Source organism: Flavobacterium sp. P21 (genome assembly GCF_050632225.1).
Taxonomy (GTDB): Bacteria; Bacteroidota; Bacteroidia; order Flavobacteriales; family Flavobacteriaceae; genus Flavobacterium.
Genome location: NZ_CP192585.1, coordinates 4,395,401 through 4,419,784, shown reverse-complemented (window position 1 = coordinate 4,419,784; position 24,384 = coordinate 4,395,401). Strand labels below are relative to the sequence as shown.

Sequence of the window (24,384 nt, the reverse complement as noted above, 5' to 3'; positions counted from 1 at the left end):
TTGGAAAAAGGGAATAGCAAACAGCTATTCCTTTTTTTGCAAATTTTAGTGCTTGTGCAGGGCAGAATAAGGTGTTACTTTTGCAAAAAAATCAGTAAACCAAAAATGAAGAAAATCTATATTGCTGTTTTGACAGTAATTTGTACCAATTTTTACGCACAGACAAAGAAAGATTCCATTAATCAAATGGATGAAGTTATAATTAACGAAAATCGCTTTAGTACTCCAATTTCAAAGCAGAATAGAAATGTTTATATTATTTCTAGCGAAACTATTAAAAAACTGCCGGGAAGAACACTTCAGGAAGTCTTGCAATACGCCAATGGCGTTGATATTCGACAAAGGGGGCCATTTGGAACACAAGCCGATATTAGTGTTGACGGCGGAAGTTTTGAGCAAACTGTCGTTCTTTTAAATGGAGCAAAAGTTATTGATTCGCAAACGGCTCACAATATGCTTAATTTGCCTCTTCCAGTAGAAGTTATCGAAAGAATTGAAGTGGTTCGTGGGCCAGCGACAAGAATTTACGGAATCAATAGTTTGACTGGAGCGATCAATATTATTACAAAAAAGCCAACGGATTCTGGATTTTTAGTGAGCACTTATGCAGGCTCAAATTTCGAGAAAGATTCCGAAGATACGGGAGACACTTTTTACGGAACTGGAATTCAGGCTGGTGCTGTTTTAGGAAAAGATAAGCAACAGCATTTAATTTTTGCTTCTCACGACAAAAGCAATGGTTATAGATACAATACGGCATTCGAGAACAATAAAATTTTCTATCAAGGAAATGTTCAGATCAATGATAAGAATGAAATTTTAGGTTCGGCCGGCTATATCAATAACGGATTTGGCGCTAACGGATTTTACGCAGCTCCAGGCGATAAAAATTCAACAGAAATTGTTCAGACTACATTTGCCAATATTCAGTCCACACATTCTATTACAGATAGCTGGAAAATTATGCCTAGAGTTACTTATAGATACAATTACGATGATTATCGTTATTTAGGAAACTCTAATTTGGCTGTTGGAAGAAGTCAGCATTATACCAATTCTATAGCAGGAGAATTGAATTCGACTGTTAAATTAGCAAAAGGAGAAATTGGTTTTGGAGCTGAATTCAGAAACGAAGACATTCATTCTTCAAATATCGGAGATCACGATCGTGAAAATGTTGGGCTTTACGCCGAATATAGAACAAGTTTTTCTGAAAAATTAGATGTAAATATCGGAACATACTTTAATTACAATTCCGATTATAAATGGCAGATTTATCCTGGAATTGATGCCAGTTATGCAATTTCAGAGACATTTAAAATTATTGGAAATGTTGGAACAAGCCAAAGAATTCCATCCTTTACAGATTTGTATTTGAAGCAAACGGGAAATATCGGAAATCCAGATTTAGATTCAGAAAATGCTTTTCAAAGTGAAATTGGCTTCAAATACAATAAAAAAACTTTGAGTTTGAATGCGAATTATTTCTATAGAAAAATTGATAATTATATCGATTGGATGCGCAACGCAACGACAGTTCCTTGGCAGAGCCAAAACACGGGAGATTTAAATACAAACGGAATTAATTTGCGTGGAACTTACAGATTCGATTTTTCTAAAGATTCTAGATTGAACATTCTTTTAGCATACACTTATTTGGATTCAGAATTTAAAAGCTCACGAACAGAAATTTATTCAAAATACTTGATTTCGTCGCTAAAACATCAAATTACGAATACCATAGATTATCAGTTTAAAGATTTCTCTGTTTTGTTTGCAACACGTTTTAACGAAAGAATTACTGGCCCGTCGTATTGGATTAACGATTTTAGAGTAAGTCAGTCGATTCATAAATTCACCATATTTTTAGACGCTCAAAATATATTTAATGCCACATATTACGAAGTAGGAGCAGTACCATTACCTTCAAGATGGTTTACATTGGGCGTGAAGCTTGTGACTTTTTAAGTTTTGGTCTAAAAAAATATAAAGAAGGAATAGCGAATTTGCTGTTCCTTTTTTTGTGCTTTTGATTCGGCTAAAAAGTTTTTCGTTAAAAATTTAATTGTTTAAAAAATAGTGTGTTAATTTGATACGAATTCTTTTCTCTATGAAGCAAATTTTAATAGTTGACGATCATTTGGTGGTACGAAATGGCGTTGCGATGGTTTTAGAAAAACAAATCGAAAATGTAGAAATTTCTCATGCTGAAAATTTCTTCGAAGCTCTTGCGGTTTTAAGGGAAAAACCAATCTGTTTAGTGCTTTTAGATATCAATATTCCTGGAGGAAAAAATACTGGGATGATTGCTGATATTAAAGCAATTCAGCCTGCCGTAAAAATTTTGGTTTTTTCTGCTCATGAAGAAGATCAATATGCTTTGCAATATATTTCTGCCGGAGCAAATGGCTATTTGAATAAGCTTTGTAGTGAAGAAAAAATGATATTTGCAATCAATTCTGTTTTTGAGACCTCGACTTATGTTTCTCCTGAGCTCGTAAGTAAATTGTTGGAAACTAGAATAAGCAAAAAATCGAAAAACCCATTAGAAAGTCTTTCTAAAAGAGAACTTCAAATTGCCGAAATGCTGATAAATGGCAACGGAAATCTTGAAATTTCAAACATGCTCAATATTCACATGTCAACAGTGAGTACTTACAAGGCAAGACTTTTTGAAAAATTAAGAATCACAAATTTGGTTGAATTGATCAATCTTTTCAAAACCTACGATTATTAATCGTATTCAACCATTATTTCAATAGCAGTTCCTTTTCCTTCTGTGCTAGTAATATTGATATTTCCTTCAATAATCAAAAGAAGCTCAATAATCATATGCAGTCCCAAATGGTAGTTTTTTACGATTGGATTTTTGTAAAAATCAAGGTAATAATCTATAAGCTCTTTGCTCATTCCTTTTCCGTTGTCAATAATAGTAAGCAACAACATATTATCTTTGGTTCCAGAAAATAATTCAACATGACCGTTTGGAGCATTTTTTATGGCATTATCAACCAAATTATGAATAATGATGGACAATGCTTTTTTATTTGTTCTGATGCGAAGTTTTGGGTCAACGCTGTTAATGACTTCTATATTTTCGGCCTCAGCGATTTTTTCAAAAATGTCAATTTTTTCTTCAATCAAATTGTATAAGGAATAGCAGTCGTCTTCGAGTTTTTTTCCTTCAATAAAAATAGAAGAGTATTTAATAAGATTTTCAACATATTCATACAATTGCGTAGTTGACATTTTGATTGTTCCGACGTGTTTTTTTAGTTGGACATCGTCTTGAATGATTTCATTTTCAAATAAATGCGTGATTGAATTTGTCAAGAATTTTAAAGGGCTTTTGATGTCATGACTGATGCTTTTTACTAATGTTTCCTGCTGTTTGATTTCTTGCTTTAGCGTGTTTTTCGTCTTTTGCAGTTTTTTGACTGTTGTAGCCAATTTTTTTGTTTTGATATCAATAACCTCTTTCAGCTTTATATTTTTTCTTTTGATGTAATACAATCGGATATACCAAAGTGAAATTATAAATCCGATAAACAAAAGGTATGTCAAGATGGTAAACCATATGGTTTGATAAAATTTTGCCGGAACTTTTAGCAAAATTCTTTTATATACATATTCAGATTCAAAATTAGCTAAGCTTCTTATGTTGAGTTTATATTCACCCGGTGGCAAAGTAGTAAATGAAATCGACCTTTCGTTTTTTATTCGTTCCCAACGACTGTTTGCTGTTTTTTCTAGTTTTGCTTCAATATGTAAATTTTCTGGATTGCCATAATAAGGATACGCTATCAAAATGCTGACCCTTTGAAAATTATTTGGCAAGACAATAGTATCATTTGGCTGAATTGCTTTTTGATCTACAATTACGTTGTCTATAAATAGTTCTTTACCTGGGAGGAGCGGTTTTACTTTATAAGGATTAAAAAATACAAAGCCATTAATAGAAGGCAAAACAATATTTCCGTTTTTAAGAAAATTGCTGTTAGGCTGGCATCCACCATTGAATTCATTAGTTAAAAAGCCATCAGCCTTGTTATATTGATGATAGTAAATGTCCTTTGATTTATCTTTGAGGTATGTCAGCAAAGCTTTTCTTGATGTTTGAAAAAGACCTTTGTTTGTTGGAATCCAAAAAAATCCATTTTTATCTTCGGTGATAGAATGTGAAGAATTCAGGTAATTGTCTTCATCTTTTGGAAAAGAATGAAGATGCTTGCGATTTGGAGAATAAAGGAAAAAGCCTTTTTCATAAGTGGTCAGCCATATTTTTTTCTCATGGTCGATGAAAATGCTTCTGATATTTATTTGATTCGTATTTTTTATATAAAATAGCTTATGAGATTTTTTCTCATATCTAAAAAGACCTTTTTCAGTACCTAAATAAAGTGTCTGCGCGTCACGTTGAGCAATAAAATTGATATTGTTTTTAAATAGTGCAATCAACGTTGTTTTTCCGTTTTTTATACGATATAATTTTGGTTTTTGAAATTCATTATAAGCCAGACTGACCCAGATATTGTTTTCATTGTCAATGAATATTGTTTTCGGATTTTGATCGAATTTATAAGTAATGTATTTTTTATAACCAGAACTTCTTAAATAGCATAAAACATTGGTGCGTCTGGAAAGCCATATATTTTTAGCATTATCGTGAGTAATTGTTATTTTTTCATTTAAGTCGACAATTTTTTCAAATGGCAAACTATCAATTAGTTTTTTATTGTTGAAAATCAGTCCTTGTGGCGTTATTATGGTACTGTCAGTAAAAGCTTGAGCGGCATAATAAGCTTCAGATTTTGCAGGCGCCTTTTTTACCGATTTAAAAGCAGGGAAAGTTATGATGCACAAACCATTTGTGTTGCTTCCTAAATACAGTTTTTGACTAGATTCATCATAATAAATAGAAACGATATTGCTGTTGACAAATTCATCGAATTCGACAATATATTTGGAAGAAAGTTTGCCATCTTTAAATTGTACAAGATAGATTTTGTTTTTAAAGGAAAGGAAGATTTGTCCGGTGGTAATGTTCCAGAAAATTTTGGGTTTTGTTTTAAAAATATTAGGATCGAGCTGTCCCGAATTTTTTCCGTTTATTGAAAAGCTATCATAATTTCCATTATCATTGAGATAAAAAAGAGTGTTGCCAAATGCAAAAAAGTTAAAAACATTATTGTTTTTATACGCCATTTTATAAAGGCGTTTCATTTTAGAATCGCATAATTCTACCTCATCATTGTCAATAAAAAAGATATTTCCATTTGATGTTTTAATGTAAAATTGGTGGGCAGGATTGATGGTAAGATAAGAAGGCAGTCCATCATGAGAAAAAGAATATCCACCTTTTCTAATGTAATTAGAAATTGGAGGTTTTTTTGTATGACTTTAATTTTTCGGCCAGTAATGATTGCTAGCTCTTTTTTCCTTCATTATAGCAAACCAAGCTGTCTTTTTCGACACTCCCAAAAATATCTGTAAATCGGCTTCCTTGTAAATTAGTATTAGATGCATTGAATGCGATAAAAGTATTGCCATCGTATCGAACTAGTCCGTTTTCAGTTGTCATCCAAATAAAATTGTATTTATCTGCAACTATGGCTTTTATACTGCTTTGTGGTAATTCATTATTATCAGCAGTATACCATCTGAAAGCATAGTTATCTTGGCAGAAACCTTTGGCCACAGTGAGCAAGAGAAATAAACAGCAATAACGAAAAGTGGTCGATAACGTCATTTGTGCAATCAGATTTGGAGACACAAACATAGCAAACAAAATTTAGAATCTGCGACTTGTAGTTTTAAATCTACAAAAATGTAGGTTTATTGGTACGCTATTACAAATCAATCGATTACAATATAGATTTATATTTGTGGTGTTAACATTTTACTTTTATGATTTAAGAATTTTTTTATGGAATCGAAGTAGATTAAAAAATAAAAAGATATGAAAATTGGATTTATAGGAGTTTGCAGAACAACAATGGATTTAGCCTCACGTGCCGCTAAATCAGGACACCAAGTGTTAATCAGTCATACACGCAACAACAGCCACATGCGGGATCTTGTTCAAATGATGGACGGAAAGGTAAAATTAGTCAGCCGACGCGAGGCCGCAAAAGCCAAAATGCTCGTATTGTTTATACCGCGGGAAGATATTCAGCTTTTTTTATCTGATTTGCCAGATATGACGGAGAAAATATTGGTACATGCCAACAATCCAATTTACAGTTTAGAATGTTTAGAGCCAAGTTTGAATATGAAATCATCTGGCGAAATAATAGCTTCTTTATTGCCTGAAGCCCATGTAGTTAAAATTCACAATATTGTTGATTCTGATATTCCTGTTCCAACGCATAAAAAGCAAGAAAACAACGAATTGTTTTATACAGGATCAAACAAATTAGCGAAAAATAAAGTTAAACACTTTTTAAAAACTTTAAATTTTTCAGGAATTGATTTCGAAGAAATGTATCTTGAGACAAAGTTCGCGTATTCGCCAAACTAAAAGTAATAAATAAAAAAAGGGGGAATTTTTTTTATTATGCTACGTTGAAGGTTATATTAGTTCACTTTAAAATCTAAAGTTTTTGAAACTGCTTTTTAAGCAGTTTTTTTTATTTATTTTTATGAGGAATTTCTCCAGCATAAAAGAGTTTTAGCAGAGAGAAATGTAATTCCTAAAACTGTATTATGAAAGCAATAATAATTGGAGCTACGGGTTCAACAGGCAAAGAATTGGTTGAAGAGCTTTTGAAGAATAATGATTACAGTTCGGTTTCAATTTTTGTGAGGCGTTCAATCGGCAAAACACATCAAAAGCTGACAGAAAATATTGTCGATTTTTCCAAAATAGATCAATTTAAGGATTTAATTACAGGAGATGTTCTTTTTTCTTGCCTCGGAACGACTCTGAAAGTTGCGGGTTCAAAAGAAAATCAATGGAAAATAGATTTTGATATTCCTGCCGCATTTGCGACTATTGGTAAAGAAAATAATATCAAGTCTTTTGTTTTGGTTTCTTCATATGGTGCTTCCGCAAAAAGCAGTGTGTTTTATTCTAAAATGAAAGGAAAATTAGAAGACTTCATAGCCGATCTTCATTTTGACCAATATTTAGTTTTTAGGCCCGGGCCGTTAATTAGAGAAAATACGGATCGTTTGGGCGAAAAAATTTCAGTTGCATTGATTTCATTCTTCAATGGAATAGGACTTTTTAAAAATTTAAAACCAATTTCTACAGCATTTTTGGCTGAAAAACTAGCAATTGCGCCAAAAAAACTTCCTGCAGGAAATACTATTCTCGAGCTCGATGCCATTTTGAATTTATATTAGATAGTAAATAAATTAAAAAGCCTTGAAGAACTTTCTTTAAGGCTTTTAAATTTTGGAGAAAATATGATTTTGTATAATTGATTTAAGGTGCAGGAACATCAAAACCATTTAAGATTGTTGCAAGTAGGGTGTAGGCTCCTATTAGAAATATAAGTTCTGCAACACCATTTTTTCCTATTATTTCTGTTGCAAAATGGTACAATGAATCGGGAACGATTTTTCCTTTTACTAAAACTGATGCAATTTCATAAGCGATTTTTTCTTCCTGATTTAATTCAGAAGGAGAAATTCCGGATGCTAATGATGCAACTGCTTCCGCAGAAAATCCAAAATGCTTGGCCATAATTTCATGCGCATAAAGCTCAAAACGTGCTCCAAACGCCGCACCGACAGTTAAAATGGCTACTTCTCTCACTTTTTTAGGAAGTGTTGCATGATTATCTAGAGAACGTACAAAACTTAAAGCCGGAATGCCAAATTGCGGGAAAGCAAGCATGGGAGGAAATGGTCCGGTTAAAGCGCCATCATTATTTGTCATTACAACAGGACCTTGACTATGTGTAATGAGTTTAAAAACTTCATCGTGCACATAACGAACTTCATCGTTCATGGTTTCTGGTTTTATAGGATGTACTCGCATAACAGTTGTTTTAAGATTTAGCGAAGGTTTTCTTCAAATTGTCCATCAATCAAGATAAATACTACTCGACACATTTTTCCAGATTTATTGCTCCACGCATGATTTGTGCCTCGTTGTATAATAATATCGCCTGCTTTTGCGATGGTTTCACCACGATCTACAATTAGAGTTAATTCGCCTTCCAATACAATTCCGTAATCAATGGTTTCGGTTTTGTGCATTAACGGATGAGGCGCATTTTCATCAGCTTTTGAAGCGTGTTCACCTTTCATGGTTTTGAAATGTTCGGCGCCTTGAGCCGCAGTAAGATTTCGGATTTCATCGCTTTCTGGTGGAAAATCGATAACTCGAATTCTTGTTCCTTGTTTTGGAGGTCCGAGAATAAGTGCAGTTTCTTCAGGATCTCCTGATACTTTATCGATCAATGCCGGAGTTTGTTTGGTATTCCAAATTTCATGGAATTTAGCTCCATTTGGCCCGCCGACCATATAAGTTCGTGAAGGGATTTCACTAGATAAAATGATAGCTTTTCCTTCGCTGTCATGACCGGTTACAATGCGTTTAAATGTTTCCATGACGATAGTATTTAAGGTTGTTGTTTTTAAATACGAATACACCTAAATAGTGGAAAACAATTCCGATAGCCCATGAAGCTGTAGACCAAAGTGGCCAAGGATAAGTTGTATCAGTTAGATACCAGATAATAAACACAATTGGAGTAACCAATAAAAATACAAGAAGATGGATTCTGAATCCTAGTTTTGAATTTTTGTTTGTTTTTGTTTCGATGTTGAATTTAGTTTTCATGATTAAGGTTTTTTAATTATTAGTAATAGAATTTTAATTTATGGTTTGTAAATATTTGATTTTCAACTTATTTGCATGACAAAGATAGAGCGGTAATTTTGTTCATGCCATTGACTTTGGTTAAGAACGTTTCTTTACTATTTAATGAACGTAATTTTGTTTTTAGGAGAATTAAATCTAATTTTAAGGGACTTATTTCTCTTAAAATCAATAGTATGGATGCCCTTAAGAACGTTATTACATCAGTTGTCCCGATGTCTGATGAAGAGTATAATTTTATGTTGCCAATTATTAGCAGATTAGAAGTAAAGAAAGACACTGATCTTTTGCGGCAAGGAGAAATTTGCCGTCACATCTATTTTATAGAAAGTGGTTTTTTCAGAATGTTTTATGTGGATTACAGAGGAAACGAAATCAATAGCAGATTTGTAAAATCAAATGATTTTCTGGTTGATTTTGCTAGTTTTATTACCCAAGGAACGGCTCATTATAGTTGCAGAGCGATGGAAGATTCGACTGTAATTGCTTTAGAATATGAAAAAGTCGAAAAGTTATATAACAGTTGCCCGAATTGGTCAAAATTTGGAAGACTTATTGCTGAATCTGCGTATCTTATTATTATCGAAAGGCAAGAAATGCTTCATTTTCAAACGCCCGAAGAGCGGTATAAAACAATCTTAAAAAAAGAACCTTATCTTTTTCAAATGGTATCACAGAATCAGCTGTCGTCTTACATTGGCATTAAGCCAGAATCTTTAAGCAGGCTTCGTAAACGAATGATTGGCAAATAAATTAAGCGATTTCAAGTTCTTTATACGTTTTCCAATCGGTATAACCGTGGTTTCCTAAACCATAATGAAGATTTCTGTCTGGCGGAGTCAATTCCCAATTGTTTTCTAAACGTTCTACTAAATCAGGATTTGAAATAAAAGGTTCACCAAAACCGGCAATATCAATTGTTCCTGCCTGAATCAGTTGTTCCGATTTTTCTCTGTTCATGCTTCCGGCCAAAATGATAACGCCATCATACCAAGTTCTAAAACGTTCCAAAAATCCATCAGGCAATGCATGGCTTCCTTTAGATTGCTGATCCATCAAATGCAGATAAGCCAGATTTCTTTTATTTAGTTCTTTTGCCAAATATTGGTAAGTAGCTTCAATTTCATCATAATGAGGCAAATCTCCCAAACCTCCATAAGGCGTCAATCTGATAGCTGTTTTTTCGTGGCCAACTGCTTCAATAAGAGCATCAATAGTTTCTAATAAAAATCGAGATCTATTTTCAATAGAACCGCCATATTCATCTTTACGATTATTCACAAACGGATTTAAAAATTGTTCGATCAAGTAACCGTTGGCTCCGTGAAGTTCAACGCCATCAAAACCTGCATCAATTGCGTTTTTGTCATGCGGTTGCGAAGTCTTTAGTAATTTGTTTTACTTCAGCATTTGAAAGCGCTCTTGGTTTTGAAGAAATTACAGGACCTTCTTTTCCATTTTCGTCATAACCCCATGCAAAAGAAGTTGTAGCCTGAATATCTGATGGACCAACAGGCGCAATTCCGTTGGGCTGATTTGAAGTATGAGAAACACGTCCAACATGCCATAGTTGAGTAAAAATAGTACTTCCTTTTTGGTGAACTGCTTTTGTTACTTTTTTCCAGCCTTCGACCTGTTCTTTTGTATATAATCCTGGAATATAAAGAACTCCTTTTGCAGTGTCAGAAATCGCGGTTCCTTCGGTAATGATTAATCCTGCTCCGGCACGTTGTGCATAATATAAGGCATTATCGTCATTCGGAATTCCGTTTGCATTTCTTGCTCTTGTCATTGGAGCCATTGAAATGCGGTTTTTTAATTGTAATGAACCAATTTTAGCGGGTTCAAAAATATTTGTTTTCATTGTTTTATATTTTTTGGAGAATAACGGAAGATGAATTTCACCTTCCGTTATTTTTTTGAATTATTTTTTAGCCAACCAGCTTTCTACAGCTTTAGAAAAATCGGCTACATCGATTGGGTGTCTGCTTGTAATAATGTTTGAATCAACAACAACAGGTTGATCAGAAACTATTCCGCCGGCGTTTTTAAGATCACTTTGAATGTTCCAATATCCAGTAAGTTTTCGTCCTTTAAGAATATCGGCAGAAGCCAAAACCACTGGCGCGTGACATATCGCCGCAATTAGTTTTCCAGATTTATTAAAATCCTGAATGAATTTGATCACATCTTTGTCATAACGAAGGTTATCTGGATTCCAAGCACCACCCGGAATGAATACGGCATCATAATCACTTACTTTAATTTGATCTGCAGTTCGGTCAAATTTGATCCAGCCAACAGGTTGTAAATATTGAATGGCCATAATATGCGTTTTTGCCATTTCAGGTGTGCTCAATCCGTATCTTGCTGGTGCTAGATTGAATTTTGGCGCGATGATGTCAACTTGAGCACCAAGTTCTCTGAAATACCAAACTGGTCCAGTAAGTTCGATTTCTTCAAAGCCATCCGCGCCCAATACAGCGATTTTTTTGCCCTTCAAAACAGTTTTGTCTTTTACCGGAGTAAAAAGAAATCTCTTAAGGCTTCATTTCCTGGTGCATTCAATAATTGTGAAACGGGCATCACAGACACATGTGATGGAGTTGCTAATTGATTCATAACATTTAATTCGTGATTAATTTGAGCTTCTGCATTTAATGCTGTGCCCACTAAACCTGCTCGCGATAACTTGTTTTAAATTTTTCATGATTTCTAATTTTTTAAAATGTTGATAATTGTTTTTTATGATTTTATTTTTCTAATTATTCTCTTGTCATTGGTGCAAATTCGATTAGATTATGCAAGCCGTTTTGAAAAGGTTGGGTTTTTATGCTGGTTTCCAAATATTCGATTACGGGTTTGATAGGAGGAAAGTTGAGATGATATTGAAAAGCATCATTGCTTCTGAATTTTTCGTAAGTAACAAATTGTGTGTCATCTCCTTCAATTTCAGAAAGCTGATAGGTTACAACTCCTGGCTCGCTTCTAAATTGAGGCATTGCGATATGGTATGTATCTTTAAAATTTTGCTGTGTTCCTTTTTTAGCATCAACAAATAACATTATAACCAGTTGGCTGTCTTCCTTTTTTGCTGTTTTGCGCCATTGCTCTTTTGTCAGCGGTTCAAGATCTTTTATATAATATGTTTTAAGAGGTTTTAAAAGCGATTTTTCAGTCAATGTTGCCAAAGATTTTGCCTCTGATTTTTTGCCGAATTTTTCTAATTCATTTTTGTTGTTCCATCTTTCGATCAACCATAATACGTTTGGTTTCTTTTCTTCGTAGAAAGCTTCAGCCATAATATTTTCTTTTGAAGCGATGGCATTAATAACATAATCTGAAAGTATTTTGCGAAATGAAGTCACTTCACTTTCTTTCACTTCATATTGGGTCATTTTTGAAATTGTTTCATTCAAAACCTTTGTTTTTACGTGTACTGAATTTTGAGCTTTTGCCGCGGTTGTCATAAGTACGAGCACATTTATCGAAGCGATAATTTTTTTGTTAATGGATTTAAAAGCAGTTGTTTTCATGATTCTTATTTTTTTAATTATTGAATGTTTTCAGTTAATAATTTTTAAGCGAAATAATTAGCTTTTGATCTGAGACAAAGTTCCGTCAAGTTTGAAACCTAGCGGTTGATCGAACTCACTTTAAAACTGTGATTCAAATCACACTTTTAAAAAAAGCCTGATAAATAATTGATTACGGGGCAAAAGTAGATTGACAGCATCTTTAAAATCATTGACTTTGGTTAAGAATGATTTTTTGCTGTTGAATTTGGGCTAAAAAAAGCGCGATAAAAATCACGCTTGCGTTTTGTTAATCTCGGCTAGTAGTAGAAGAGTATAGACGGCTTAAAGTTTCTCGGCTAACGCCTAAATATTCGGCTATATATTTTTTTGGAATTTTTTGCATTATGTTTGGATAAAGGCTGGCAAATTCCTCATATCGTTTTTTCGGATTGTTTGAAAGAAGTGAAATAATTCTTCTTTGCTGTGCTGAATAACCGCTGGTCAATTTCATTCTGAAAAAATGTTCCATTTTATGAAGTTCCGATGCCAATTGTTCCCGACCAGAAAGTGAGAGGCATAAAACTTCGGCATCATCCATGCAAACAATATTGATGTTTGATTCTTTTTCGTTGAAGAAGGCATTATAATCTGAAAGCCACCAATTTTCAAGAGCAAATTGCAAAATATGTTCTTTTCCGTCTTTATCAATATGGAAAGCGCGAAAAATACCTTTGACAATCCAATATTCAGAAGTCACTTTATCACCATCTTGAAGCAGATACTGGTGTTTTTTTACTTTTTCTCTTTGAAGAACGTTTTGATATATTCAAATTCTTCATCGGTTATTGGAGTAATTTCCGCGATATGTTTTTTCAGTTCATCCATCAAGTAAATATAATTAAACTTTTTATTAGAATAAAATGTTTAGTTGCTGAAAATCAGTGAAATAAAAAAAATCGTAATCATCTGAAAATTAATGATTACGATTTTTATAAGTTATTTTGAATCAAAAATTAATTCGTTCCTGCAGTACGCTTTATCCACCAAAAACAATATTTCTCCAGAAACTGGTTTGATCAATTGCATTGGATATAGAGTTGGATTGTATTCGCCTTTTGTAACTTCTTTTAAAGCGTGCGTTTTTTCTCGCCAAAAGCTACGACAACAATTTTTTCTGCTTTGTTGATTAACGGCGCAGTAAGCGTGATGCGATACATTTTCTGTGGCGCTAAATAATAAGCGTCGACCCATTTTGTTTGCTCTGCTAAAACAGCTTCACCTGGGAAAAGAGACGCAGTATGTCCGTCATCTCCCATACCTAATAAAATCAGGTCGAATTTTCCTTCTTCACCTAAAACTGATCTTACAGATTGTTCGTAAGTTGCGGCGTATTCTTCAGGAGTAACGCCATCTTTGTACATTTCAAAAATATTTTCCTGCGGAATAGGAACGTGGCTTAATAAAGTTGCATAGGACATTTTAGCATTGCTCAAATCATCGTTTAGCGGAACCCATCTTTCATCGCCCCAAAAAATATAAACTTTGCTCCAGTCGATTTTATTTTTATAATCATCAGAAGCTAATAACTTGTAAATTCCTGCAGGAGAAGAACCTCCTGTAAGAACAGCAGTGAATTGGCCTTTTGCTCGCAATAGCTTTTTGCGCAGATGCTACAAAAAGATCTGCCGCTGTAGTATTAATTTCTTCTGTATTATTGTAAATCTGTATCATTTAAAACTTCTTCTTTTGTTTGTGTATTCGGGATCCATTTGTGGCCTTGACGCGCTAACAATTCGTCGGCTTCTTCTGGTCCCCAGCTTCCTGCTTTGTAATTTGGGAAATTTTTAGGAGCGGTTGTTTTCCAAACTTGCTGAATTGTATCAATTGCATCCCAAGCTTCTTCCACCTGATCCCAACGCATGAAAAGGGTAGGGTCGCCCGCTAAAGCATCTGCCAATAAGGTTTCATAAGCTTCTGGGGACATTGTAGAACATGCAAAATAATCAAAAACCATTTCAGCTGGACGTAATGCCATTGATAAACCTGGTTTCTTGGTCATAAACTGCAACTTAATATCCATTGCAGGCTGAATGTTGATAATCAATCGGTTTGGTGTCATTCCTTCTTTTCCATAAGAAAATGAAGAATGCGGCACTGGCTTAAACTGAATAATGATTGAAGATTGTTTTTCTTCCATTCTTTTTCCTGAACGCAAATAAAACGGAATTCCTTGCCATCTCCAGTTGTCCAAATAAATCTTCATTGCCACATAGGTTTCTGTTAGCGAATCGGGAGCAATGCCTTTGTCTTGACGGTACCCTGGAACTGGAACTCCTTTTATTTCGCCAGGACCATATTGGCCACGTACAATATAATGATCAACTTCTTCTGGTTTGATGCGACGGATTGATTTCAAAACATCTGCTTTTCGGTTACGAATGTCATCTGCATTTAATGATGCAGGTGCTTCCATAGCTGTCATACACAAAATCTGAAGCAAGTGATTCTGAATCATATCTTTTAATGCACCAACGCCTTCGTAGAATCCGCCTCGTTCTTCAACGCCGACTTCTTCTGCAACAGTAATTTGGACAAAATCAATAAAATTTCGGCTCCATAAAGGTTCAAACATTGAATTTCCAAAACGGAAAGCTAAAATATTCTGAACTGTTTCTTTTCCTAAATAGTGATCAATTCTATAAATCTGTTCTTCTTTGAAAGTCTGTGAAAGCATTTCATTAAGTGCAATTGCCGAAGTTTTATCGTAACCAAAAGGTTTCTCGATAATAATTCGGTCTTGCTTTGGATTTGCCGCAAGTCCGATTTTCTTGATATTGCTTGAAATTGTTGAAATGAAAGAAGGTGTAATCGAAAGATAGAAAAGACGATTGGCACGTTCTCCAAAAGATTTGTCAAAACCTTCAATTTTTTCATTTAATCCAACGTAAGATTCTTCTTTGTCAATATCTAAACTATGATAGGTTATATGAGAAAGGAATTTTTCTGTTTCTGGATCATCAATTCCTTTTTTCTTGAAAAAAGACCTAGATTTTCTGCTACATAAGCGCGAAAATCTTCATTGGTTTTTTCCGCTCTTCCAAGAGCGATAATCTGAAACTTTTCAGACATACGTCCGTCAAGGTACAGATTTTGAAATGCGGGAAAGAGCTTTCTCTTTGCCAAATCTCCGGTTCCTCCAAAAATGACAATGATTGTTGGATTCTTTAGTTTATTTTTAGTCATTGTGTGTAGTTGTGTTGCTTTAAGTTGCTTATTCAGCCCATTGCGTGTGGAAAACGCCTTCTTTGTCTATACGTTCATAAGTATGCGCTCCAAAATAATCACGTTGTGCCTGAATTAAATTGGTTGGAAGATTAGCAGAACGGTAAGCGTCAAAATAAGCTAACGAGTTCATTAATCCTGAAACTGGTAATCCTTTTTGAACTGCAAACTGAATCACAGCTCTCATTCCTGATTGGTTTTCTACTAATTTTGAAGCAATTCCACCATCTAAAAGCAAGTTTGGCAAATCTGCTTTTGTAACATATGCTTTTCTGAAATCTTCTAAAATTGTCGCACGAATAATACATCCGCCACGCCAGATTTTAGCAACAGTTTCTAAATTCAATCCGTAATTATATTCTTTAGAAGCGGTGTGAAGTTGCGCTAAACCTTGAGCGTAGGTCACAACAATAGAAAAATACATAGCCGATTTTAAAGCGACAATAGCTTCGCTTTGAGAAACAATTGTTTCACCAGCGTTCCAAACTAATTTTGTAGCGACTTCAATTCTTTCCGGTTTTGTTTTCGACATATCGCGCATGTTAACCGCCGCATCGATTGTTGGAACCGGAACTTGTAAATCCATTGCATTTTGTGAAGTCCATTTTCCAGTACCTTTAGATCGTGCCCAATCAGAGATTTTGTTGATTAATTGCGTTCCATCTTCATCTTTTTGTTTTAAGATGTTTCCGGTAATTTCAATTAAATACGATCTTAAATCATCGGTTTGGTTCCACTCAGCAAAAGTCTTCTGAATCGTTTCATCATCCAAATTATAACCTCTTTTCATAAGGTCATAAACTTCAGAAATCAACTGCATGATTCCGTATTCAATTCCGTTGTGAACCATTTTAACATAGTTTCCAGCAGAACCGTTCCCTAAATATTCTACACAAGGTACGCCATCTACTTTAGTCGCGATTGCTTCAAAAATAGGACGAAGTCTTTCATAAGCTTTTTGGTCACCGCCTGGCATCATAGCAGGACCTAAACGTGCTCCTTTTTCACCTCCAGAAATTCCCATTCCGAAAAAGTGGATTCCTTTTTCAGATAATTCTAAAAATCGTCTGTCAGTATCCGTGAAATAAGTATTTCCGCCATCAATAATAATATCTCCTTTATCTAAATGAGGAAGTAAGCTTGCAATTGCACTGTCAACAGGTTTTCCCGCAGGAACCAATAACATAATCGCTCTTGGCTGTTGAATAAGCTCGACAAAATGTTTTACATCTGTAGTGGCTTCAATAGTTTGGTTTGCATCGGCTTCTTGCTGAAGAGAATTGACTTTTTCTGTGTCTAAATCTAAACCTGCGGTAACAAAATTATGACTGGCAATATTTAAAAGTAAGTTTCGGCCCATTACACCTAATCCTACAATTCCAAAATCAAATTTGTTCATAGTTTTTAATTAACTAAATTATTAGAAGAATGTTTGTCGCAAAAAAATAAGGATAAAAGCTCTAATGCTTTTTTATTCAGTGTTTTGCAGAAAAACAAAGTTTATTTTGCATCACCTATTTTAAAATGATGAACGCAAAGTTAGAGAAAAATGCTGAAAAAGGAGGAGTAAAATCGTTCACTTTTGGTCTTTATTGTGATACTTTTTATGTGTTTAAAACACGGTTATTATAAAAGGAATAACTATTTCGATTTCGGAACTTTATTCCTTTAAAATTGAAATGGAAAATTCAATCAAACGTATTGTTTAATGTTTTTGTTTTAAGAAAATTCCGATATGAAGGGAATTTTCTTCGTTTTATTAACTTTCTTGTTTTTAGTGAATTATATAAAAATGCTTTTCGTAGTTAACATTTTTTTTCAAAAAGAACTCTTAAAATTTTTAAGTTCGTTATTTTAATTTACTTTTGTTCTATCAAATTAGTAGAGTTTAAAAATATAAAACTACAGATTATTTGTTAGAGCACAAGATTTCTGGGCATTTTTGGTTTTAAAATAGTCTTCGCTAAAATCTTTACTCTGAATTTACGTAAAATTTTAATCAAAAGAATCTTGGTGAGAGAGGATTTAATTTGATATAAGCCAGATAAATACTAATCCAAAATTAAAAAAGAAATGAAAAAACGAATGTGTTGCAGATAAAAAGAAAAAACCATTTCTGTTGCGGCAGAAATGGTGAAGCTTAAAGAAATTGTCATCTCTAGAAGGAAAGCGAAAATGGAATAAATCTGTTTTCGGCTCACCTTTTTATTAAACTAAAACAAAGTAATGAAAAAAAATTAAATAGATATATTCTGTTGTGTATTTTCTTGATTTCCATAGGAGTTAAGGCACAAGAGACGAAACCGTTAATCCAGTCAAAACTAGAAGGAACAGTAGTTGATGCAGTTACAAAAGAGCCTGTTATTGGGGCTTCGGTAAACATTAAAGGAACAACCCACGGAGTAGTAACCGATTTAGATGGTAAGTTTTTCTTCCAAACCGGACAAAAATTTCCATATACATTAATAATAAGTTATTTAGGGTATAAAAAAACGGAAGTTGTTGTTCAAAAAAATGCAGTTGTCATAGCTCTTGAACAAGAACAAAATGCATTGTCAGAAGTTGTTGTTACAGCGCTTGGAATTACAAAAGAAAAGAAATCGTTAGGATATACTACTCAATCGCTTAAAGGAAAAGAACTCGCGAATACAAAGGAAACGAATTTCTTAAACAGCCTTACAGGTAAATTAGCGGGGGTTCGTATTACGAATTCACAAGGAGATATGGGATCTTCGCCTATTATTATTCGTGGAGAAACTTCTATCGCAGGTAACAACCAGCCGTTATTTGTTGTTGACGGAGTTCCTGTTGATAATTCGCAACTGAATTTTGGAGGCGCAACTCGTGATTTCAGAAATGCAATTGCCGATTTGAATCCGCAGGATATTGAGACATTGACGGTATTGAAAGGTCCTAACGCGTACTGCGCTTTACGGATCGCGTGCGGCACATGGTGTTGTTTTGATTACGACAAAATCTGGAAAAGGTCAAAAAGGTTTAGGAATCAGCGTAAATTCGGGGATTACGATTTCGCAAGTGAGCACTTTGCCAGCTTTTCAAAATTCATATGGACAAGGTTCAAACGGAAAATTCAGTTATGTAGATGGTAAAGGAGGCGGTGTCAATGATGGAGTTGATGAAAGCTGGGGCCCAAGATTAAATGGACAACTTATTCCGCAATTTTATTCAAATGGGCAAGCAGTTCCGTTTGTAGCGCATCCTAATAACGTAAAAGATTTCTTCAATACAGGACTTACTTATGACAATAGTGTTTCGGTAGCCAAATCAGATGATAAATCAGATTTTCGTTTAGGAGTGAACAATCAAAAACAGTTGGGAACTGTACCAAACAGTGAAATAAACAAAACCAATTTTACGATTAACACAAATTACCAAATCTCTAAAAACGTAAAAGTTGGTGTGAATGCCAATTATATCGTTACTGATGCGCCACAGCTTCCAGGTGGACCTTCAGGCGGACGTGCGACGGGCGTGATGTTGCAGTTTCTTTGGTTCGGACGCCAAGTTGACATCAATGATCTTCAAAATGATTGGACTAGAAACTGGAACAACAGCTATTATAGCAATCCGTATTGGAATGCGTATTACAATACCACAAGTCAGCAACGTAACCGCTTGATTGGAGATATTCATTTAGATGCAAAAATTATAGACGGACTTAATTTTAGATTCCGTACAGGAACTGATTATTATAATGATAGAAGAAAATATACGATTAAGTATGGCACAAACGGAACGCCTTTCGGATCGTATGCAGAAGATGCTTACACAGTAAATGAAAGAAATACAGAAGGTATTTTTCAATATACAAAAAACCTGAATGACGATTTTAGTTTGGATGCGCTTGCCGGATTCAACGTTCGTAACCACAGTGATGCAAACAATTATCAAAAAGCGCCGCGTTTGGCTGTGCCGGATTTATATACGCTGACGAATTCTCGCGATCCGTTGACTTCATCAAATTCTTATTCTCGCTTGAGAGTATATAGTGCTTATGCTTCGGCGCAATTGGGTTTCAGAAATTATGCGTTTTTGAATGTTACCGCTCGTAATGACTGGTCATCGACATTGCCAAGCAATAACCGTTCTTATTTCTATCCGTCTATCAATGGTAGTGTTGTGTTGACTGATGCTTTGAAAATCAAAAGCAATACACTTGATTTCTTAAAAGTACGTGGAGGTTGGTCTGAAGTAGGAAACGATGCTGATCCGTACCAATTATCGACAGTTTACAATTTCCAAACTGCGTTTGACGGAAATCCGATTCAGACTTCTTCTCAGAAAAAATTGAATGAGAATTTGAAACCAGAAACTACGCGTTCAAGCGAAGTTGGTTTAGAAGCGACTTTCTGGAAAAACAGATTGCGTTTTGATGCGACTTATTATAATACGGACAGTTTTGATCAGATTTTGGAAATCAAAACAACAGCTTCAAGCGGTTATAATTCGCAATTAATCAATGCCGGAAAAATAAACAATCATGGTATTGAAATTCAGTTGGACGGAACTCCAATTCAAACGAAAGATTTCAAATGGAATATTGGCGTAAATTATTCTAAGAATACAAGCAAAGTTGAAATTTTGGATTACGATCAAAAAATCCAAAACTATACTATTGGTTCATCAGGAGGTGTTGATGTATTGGCATCAGTTGGGCAAGCATACGGCGCGCTTTACGGAACAGCTTACGAGCGCGATGCAAACGGAAATATCGTAGTAGGATCAAACGGATTGCCAAAAGCAGATCCGACAAAGAGAGTTTTAGGGCATTATACTCCGGATTATTTGGCAGGTGCTACGAATACATTTACATACAAAAATCTTGAGCTTTCGGTTCTTGTTGATGCAAGTGTAGGAGGTGAGCTTTTCTCTGGAACAAACAGAACAGGTAATTATACAGGTGTATTGGCTCAAACGCTTCCGGGCCGTGGTGCTGAAAATGGCGGATTGAGCTACTATTATCCAGGAAACAATACTTCTAACCCAAAAACATTGGTAACTGGCGGAGTTGCTCCGGGCGGTGTAACAGTTTATGATGACGGAATGATTTTCGGAGGCGTATTTGCTGACGGAACGCCAAACAATAAAGTAATCAGCGCGCAGGAATATTACAAAGCTTCATACAATATCAGCGAAGCTTACATCTACAGTTCGACTTATGTAAAACTTAGAGAAGTAAGATTGACTTATAATGTTGATAAAAAATTAGTTAAGAAATTAGGATTAGATGGAGCAAGCATTACTGTCGCGGGACGTAACTTATTGTTTATTTACAAAGATGTGCCAAACATTGATCCTGAAACAGCTTTCAATACTGGAAATGCACAAGGATTAGAAAGTTTAGCCTTGCCTACAACCAGAAATTTTAGCCTTAACGTTAATCTTAAATTTTAAAAACTCGGAATCATGCTGAAAAAACTATTATATATTACACTATTTGCATTGACGCTGAGCTCTTGCAATGATGATACTTTGGATGATATCAATAAAAATCCAAATGCAACCGAAACGCCATTAGCGCCTTATTTATTAACGGGATCTTTGAAACAAGGAGCCGATTTGTATTGGGGAGATGGAAATAACTTTAACTCGTCTTTATTGTTCGTGCAACATTGGGCTAAAATTCAATATACAGAACCGGATCGATATGATGTTTCAAATACGTCATTCACTTCTTTATGGAATACGGGATACGCGACATTGGTAACAGATTTGAATACAATTATTAATTTCCCGGCAGATCAAGCAAACTCAAATTATAAAGGTATTGCGTTGACATTGCGTTCGTGGACATTTTTGTTATTGACAGATGCTTATGGAAATATTCCATATAAAGAAGCAGGCTTAAAAGTGACACCGGCGTATAATACGCAAAAAGAAGTTTATGTGGGATTACTTGAAGACTTAAAATTAGCGCAGTCTCAGTTAAGCGCCGCAAATGGTGCGGTAACGGGTGACTTGGTGTACAAAGGCGATATTGCAAAATGGAAAAAATTTGTGAATTCACTTCGTTTGAGAATTGCATTAAGAATTTCCGATAGAGAACCAGCTTTGGCAAAACAAGCGGCAATTGATGCCACAAGCGATGCAGGCGGATTAATTAGCAGTAATGCCGATACTTTTAAATTCACTTACATCAGTTCGCCTCAACAAAATCCAGCTTCGGCTTGGTTTGAAACTCGTGATGATTTCCGAATTTCGAAAACAATGGTGGATAAATTATATGAATTATCAGATCCGCGTTTGCCAGTTTATGCGCAATTGCCATCTGATGCAAGCGTAGGCAAATATGTTGGAGGAGCAAACGGATTATCAAACAGTGATGCCAATAGCCAAGGTTTTGCCAAAACCTCAAAACCGGGAACGTACTTTTTGACTTCGACATCGCCGGCAGTAATTGCTTCTTATTCGGAAACGTTGTTCAATCTTGCCGAGGCTGTAGCTCGTGGTTATATTTCTGGAGATGCTGAACAATATTATAAAAATGCCATTACGGCTTCGTTCACTCAATTTGGAATTACGGATGTAACTGCGATTTCGAATTATCTAAATCAGGCAACAGTAAAATATGATGCTTCAAATTATGCTAAATCAATTGGTACACAAAAATGGATTGCTTTCTACGGACAAGGTCTTGATGCTTTTACAGAATGGAGAAGATTGGATTATCCGGTTCTGAAAGCAGGTCCAGCGACAGTTTTAGACGGACAAATTCCTTCTCGTTTCTTTTATCCAGGAACTGAACAATCCTTAAACGGAGACAGCTATAAAGCGGCAGTTGCCAATCAAGGAAAAGATTTGTTGACTACGAAACTTTGGTTTGATGTAAAATAAATTTTATACGCCGATAGCTAAATATATTGGAAAGTAAAAAGCCTGATGAAAATGTTGAATTTTTATCAGGCTTTTTTGGTTTGTGTTTCAAGAGCAAGATTCTCGCGCCAACGGGAGAGATCTACTTATTATCTAAAAGCCTTGAAAATATTCATTGCTAAGAAGTGATAACTCATCCGTATAAGCTTTTAAAAATTTTTTACTTTTAGCAATATCCAAATATTGATTACCTTTTTCTATAGAATTTGAGATAATAATCTTATTAAAAAATGCTAATTTTTCAGATGTTTCGTTTGAAAAATTACTTAGTAAATTAATGATAACAGTTTCAGGCAACTCTTTTTTTGAATCTAGGTTTTCTTTTTTGTATACTCCATATTCATTTTTAAAAGTTGATAATAAATCACTTTTTTCTCAATCAGGAGGTCTAGTAAATCTGAATTCTTTTTTGAACCAATAATTATATAATTTGTTGAAAATACGACTATTGTTATTCTGTATCCGTCAGCCATAAAATCTGGTAAATTTTCTATTTTTTTACTATTAAAAAAATCTTCATTTTTTATTTTTTCGTAAATCGAATTTGTAATTTCAATATTTTTATTTGTAATTATTAAATATGACTTATTAAAAGTTATAAGCTTTCTTAAAAACAATTCATCAATATTTATGTTTGGCAAATCTTGTAAAAAGTCAAAGGAATTTTCAAAATGCTTAACAAACTCATTTAGATAAGGAACAAGAACCGCTTCCCTGAAAGGTTTAAAATCAATATCATAACACAGTTTAAAGATAAAGGAATACTTTTCAGATTTAGAACTATTATACATCTGATTTAATATACTAATTTGCATTTCTTTAGAATCTCTACAGATATATTCTGCCGCAAAGTATTCTTGAAAAGATTTATGTGACCATTTATATTGCAGTCCTTCCTTGTTAAATAATGGTACAGATTTGACTAAGTCTTCAGCTAAATCATTAAACTTGAATTTAATGTGAGGTAATCTTTTTGAAATTTCATCAAGGTATCTATGTAGAACAGCGTCGTTGTATTCAATTTCTTCTTTTTTAAAAGTATAAAATGCTAATTCTCTTAAAACTTGAAAAAAGTCATTAAAGCTTAGTTTTGTTTTTTTATTTCTAACAAAACTTTCTCCTTTCGTTAAATCGTGATCTTGGTATAAAGCTTCAAATACATCATAATAAAATTCTTGTAGTTGCAATGGAATGTTTTCTCTATGTTCAAATTTTTTATATAAGAGAGATACTAATAAGGGGCTTTGCAAAAAATCATCAATATTTTCAAAACCATTTTCCTTTAGCTTTTGTATTAATCTTAATGATTTCTCACTGTTATTGCCTATTTTTTTAATTAATTCAAACGCCTCTGTTTTTACCATTTTTTTTATTTTAAACTCTTTGAAGTCGCTAAACGTATTTAGGGCTGTTTCTGGTCTAGAGGTTAATAAAAATAGGTTATTTGAAGATTTAGATATAAAGCTTTGTAAATCAGTAGTGACAAATTCTCTGTCTGCTTCTGAAATTTCATCATACCCATCAAAAAAGAAAATAAAGTTACCTTGTGCAATTAATTTAGTTACTAGATCGACCTCCAGCTTTTTGTCAATTGGATTTAGTTCTGAAATAATTTCTTCAATAATACTCTTTTTGTTTTTTAATTTTCGAAGTTCGATGAATATTGGTATTCCTTTTTTGTACTTTATTACATTGAGAAATAGCCATTTCATAATAGTGGATTTTCCCATTCCACCATTATCAACAATTACAACTTTTTTAAATTGAGGAAGAAAATCATCCTCATATTTTAAAGTGCATATTTTTAATGGTTTAGAATTTGCATCTTCCATTTTGCACTCTAAATTTAATGGATAG

At 34.2% G+C, this 24,384-nt stretch carries 22 protein-coding genes and 2 pseudogenes; 8 read left to right on the top strand and 16 right to left on the bottom strand.

The genetic code is table 11. From position 1 onward, the window contains the following. Positions 1 to 105 precede the first annotated feature (105 nt). Positions 106 to 1,968: a TonB-dependent receptor plug domain-containing protein gene (locus ACQ9BO_RS22160; protein WP_431242504.1), complete on the top strand. Its 1,863-nt coding sequence runs from the start codon at positions 106 to 108 to the stop codon at positions 1,966 to 1,968. Positions 1,969 to 2,110: 142 nt separating this feature from the next. Continuing rightward, positions 2,111 to 2,737: a response regulator gene (locus ACQ9BO_RS22155; RefSeq protein WP_431242503.1), complete on the top strand. Its 627-nt coding sequence runs from the start codon at positions 2,111 to 2,113 to the stop codon at positions 2,735 to 2,737. Here ACQ9BO_RS22155 and ACQ9BO_RS22150 read toward each other — a convergent pair. Together ACQ9BO_RS22150 and ACQ9BO_RS22145 are read right to left on the bottom strand one after the other, a co-directional pair. Then, on the bottom strand, positions 2,734 to 5,223 hold the full coding sequence (locus ACQ9BO_RS22150) for an ATP-binding protein (RefSeq protein ID WP_431242502.1): 2,490 nt from the start codon (positions 5,221 to 5,223) through the stop codon (positions 2,734 to 2,736). The two genes, ACQ9BO_RS22155 and ACQ9BO_RS22150, sit on opposite strands and share 4 nt — an antisense overlap. A 202-nt stretch (positions 5,224 to 5,425) precedes the next feature. Continuing rightward, positions 5,426 to 5,779 (bottom strand): hypothetical protein, encoded by a 354-nt coding sequence (locus ACQ9BO_RS22145; protein WP_431242501.1) that lies wholly within the window; start codon positions 5,777 to 5,779, stop codon positions 5,426 to 5,428. A 180-nt stretch (positions 5,780 to 5,959) separates the two neighbouring features. Here ACQ9BO_RS22145 and ACQ9BO_RS22140 point away from each other — a divergent pair, with 180 nt between their 5' ends. Both ACQ9BO_RS22140 and ACQ9BO_RS22135 read left to right on the top strand, forming a co-directional pair. After that, positions 5,960 to 6,520 carry an NAD(P)-binding domain-containing protein gene (locus ACQ9BO_RS22140; protein WP_431242500.1) on the top strand — a complete coding sequence of 187 codons (561 nt, stop codon included), beginning with the start codon at positions 5,960 to 5,962 and terminating at the stop codon, positions 6,518 to 6,520. Between the two features lie 185 nt (positions 6,521 to 6,705). Further along, positions 6,706 to 7,347: an NAD(P)H-binding protein gene (locus ACQ9BO_RS22135; protein ID WP_431242499.1), complete on the top strand. Its 642-nt coding sequence runs from the start codon at positions 6,706 to 6,708 to the stop codon at positions 7,345 to 7,347. An 82-nt stretch (positions 7,348 to 7,429) separates the two neighbouring features. On the opposite strand, the gene ACQ9BO_RS22130 is transcribed toward ACQ9BO_RS22135, so the two are convergent. The 3 genes from ACQ9BO_RS22130 to ACQ9BO_RS22120 are packed head-to-tail and all read right to left on the bottom strand — an operon-like array spanning position 7,430 to position 8,794. Beyond that, a complete protein-coding gene (locus ACQ9BO_RS22130; protein ID WP_431242498.1) occupies positions 7,430 to 7,987 on the bottom strand; it encodes a carboxymuconolactone decarboxylase family protein in 558 nt (185 codons plus the stop codon). Positions 7,988 to 8,004: 17 nt separating this feature from the next. Then, positions 8,005 to 8,562, bottom strand: a complete 558-nt coding sequence (locus ACQ9BO_RS22125) for a cupin domain-containing protein (RefSeq protein WP_431242497.1) — start codon at positions 8,560 to 8,562, stop codon at positions 8,005 to 8,007. Then, positions 8,549 to 8,794 (bottom strand): 2TM domain-containing protein, encoded by a 246-nt coding sequence (locus ACQ9BO_RS22120; protein ID WP_431242496.1) that lies wholly within the window; start codon positions 8,792 to 8,794, stop codon positions 8,549 to 8,551. Before ACQ9BO_RS22120 ends, ACQ9BO_RS22125 begins: the two co-directional genes overlap by 14 nt. Positions 8,795 to 9,009: 215 nt before the next feature. Between ACQ9BO_RS22120 and ACQ9BO_RS22115 the strand changes: the two genes are divergently transcribed. Beyond that, a complete protein-coding gene (locus ACQ9BO_RS22115) occupies positions 9,010 to 9,585 on the top strand; it encodes a Crp/Fnr family transcriptional regulator (RefSeq protein ID WP_431242495.1) in 576 nt (191 codons plus the stop codon). A gap of 1 nt (position 9,586) precedes the next feature. On the opposite strand, the gene ACQ9BO_RS22110 is transcribed toward ACQ9BO_RS22115, so the two are convergent. The 9 genes and pseudogenes from ACQ9BO_RS22110 to gndA all read right to left on the bottom strand — a co-directional run bounded on the left by ACQ9BO_RS22110 (position 9,587) and on the right by gndA (position 17,032). Then, positions 9,587 to 10,141 carry a hypothetical protein gene (locus tag ACQ9BO_RS22110; RefSeq protein WP_431242494.1) on the bottom strand — a complete coding sequence of 185 codons (555 nt, stop codon included), beginning with the start codon at positions 10,139 to 10,141 and terminating at the stop codon, positions 9,587 to 9,589. 58 nt (positions 10,142 to 10,199) lie between these two features. Further along, positions 10,200 to 10,697 (bottom strand): hypothetical protein, encoded by a 498-nt coding sequence (locus ACQ9BO_RS22105; RefSeq protein ID WP_431242493.1) that lies wholly within the window; start codon positions 10,695 to 10,697, stop codon positions 10,200 to 10,202. Between the two features lie 60 nt (positions 10,698 to 10,757). Then, positions 10,758 to 11,336 carry a DJ-1/PfpI/YhbO family deglycase/protease gene (locus ACQ9BO_RS22100; protein ID WP_431242492.1) on the bottom strand — a complete coding sequence of 193 codons (579 nt, stop codon included), beginning with the start codon at positions 11,334 to 11,336 and terminating at the stop codon, positions 10,758 to 10,760. Positions 11,337 to 11,350: 14 nt separating this feature from the next. Continuing rightward, positions 11,351 to 11,506, bottom strand: a complete 156-nt coding sequence (locus ACQ9BO_RS22095; RefSeq protein WP_431242491.1) for a hypothetical protein — start codon at positions 11,504 to 11,506, stop codon at positions 11,351 to 11,353. A 92-nt stretch (positions 11,507 to 11,598) separates the two neighbouring features. Then, a complete protein-coding gene (locus ACQ9BO_RS22090) occupies positions 11,599 to 12,369 on the bottom strand; it encodes a putative quinol monooxygenase (protein ID WP_431242490.1) in 771 nt (256 codons plus the stop codon). A 289-nt stretch (positions 12,370 to 12,658) separates the two neighbouring features. Then, positions 12,659 to 13,108, bottom strand: a complete 450-nt coding sequence (locus ACQ9BO_RS22085; protein ID WP_431242489.1) for a Crp/Fnr family transcriptional regulator — start codon at positions 13,106 to 13,108, stop codon at positions 12,659 to 12,661. A gap of 370 nt (positions 13,109 to 13,478) precedes the next feature. Next, positions 13,479 to 14,003, bottom strand: coding sequence for a 6-phosphogluconolactonase (gene pgl, locus ACQ9BO_RS22080; protein WP_431242488.1), 525 nt, complete (start codon positions 14,001 to 14,003; stop codon positions 13,479 to 13,481). A gap of 59 nt (positions 14,004 to 14,062) precedes the next feature. Further along, positions 14,063 to 15,594, bottom strand: a pseudogene (gene zwf, locus ACQ9BO_RS22075) (glucose-6-phosphate dehydrogenase). A 28-nt stretch (positions 15,595 to 15,622) separates the two neighbouring features. Further along, positions 15,623 to 17,032, bottom strand: a complete 1,410-nt coding sequence (gndA, locus tag ACQ9BO_RS22070) for an NADP-dependent phosphogluconate dehydrogenase (RefSeq protein ID WP_431242487.1) — start codon at positions 17,030 to 17,032, stop codon at positions 15,623 to 15,625. Between the two features lie 856 nt (positions 17,033 to 17,888). Here gndA and ACQ9BO_RS22065 point away from each other — a divergent pair. The 3 genes and pseudogenes from ACQ9BO_RS22065 to ACQ9BO_RS22055 form a co-directional block, all read left to right on the top strand. Further along, positions 17,889 to 18,494, top strand: a pseudogene (locus ACQ9BO_RS22065) (carboxypeptidase-like regulatory domain-containing protein); the annotation flags it as partial. Positions 18,495 to 18,594: 100 nt separating this feature from the next. Next, positions 18,595 to 21,048, top strand: a complete 2,454-nt coding sequence (locus tag ACQ9BO_RS22060; RefSeq protein ID WP_431242486.1) for a SusC/RagA family TonB-linked outer membrane protein — start codon at positions 18,595 to 18,597, stop codon at positions 21,046 to 21,048. Positions 21,049 to 21,060: 12 nt separating this feature from the next. Then, positions 21,061 to 22,488 (top strand): SusD/RagB family nutrient-binding outer membrane lipoprotein, encoded by a 1,428-nt coding sequence (locus ACQ9BO_RS22055; RefSeq protein WP_431242485.1) that lies wholly within the window; start codon positions 21,061 to 21,063, stop codon positions 22,486 to 22,488. Positions 22,489 to 22,620: 132 nt separating this feature from the next. Here ACQ9BO_RS22055 and ACQ9BO_RS22050 read toward each other — a convergent pair whose 3' ends face one another. Together ACQ9BO_RS22050 and ACQ9BO_RS22045 are read right to left on the bottom strand one after the other, a co-directional pair. Next, entirely contained in the window at positions 22,621 to 22,824 is a 204-nt protein-coding gene (locus ACQ9BO_RS22050; RefSeq protein WP_431242484.1) for a hypothetical protein, read from the bottom strand. A gap of 14 nt (positions 22,825 to 22,838) precedes the next feature. Beyond that, positions 22,839 to 24,359 carry an NACHT domain-containing protein gene (locus tag ACQ9BO_RS22045; RefSeq protein ID WP_431242483.1) on the bottom strand — a complete coding sequence of 507 codons (1,521 nt, stop codon included), beginning with the start codon at positions 24,357 to 24,359 and terminating at the stop codon, positions 22,839 to 22,841. Positions 24,360 to 24,384 lie beyond the last annotated feature (25 nt).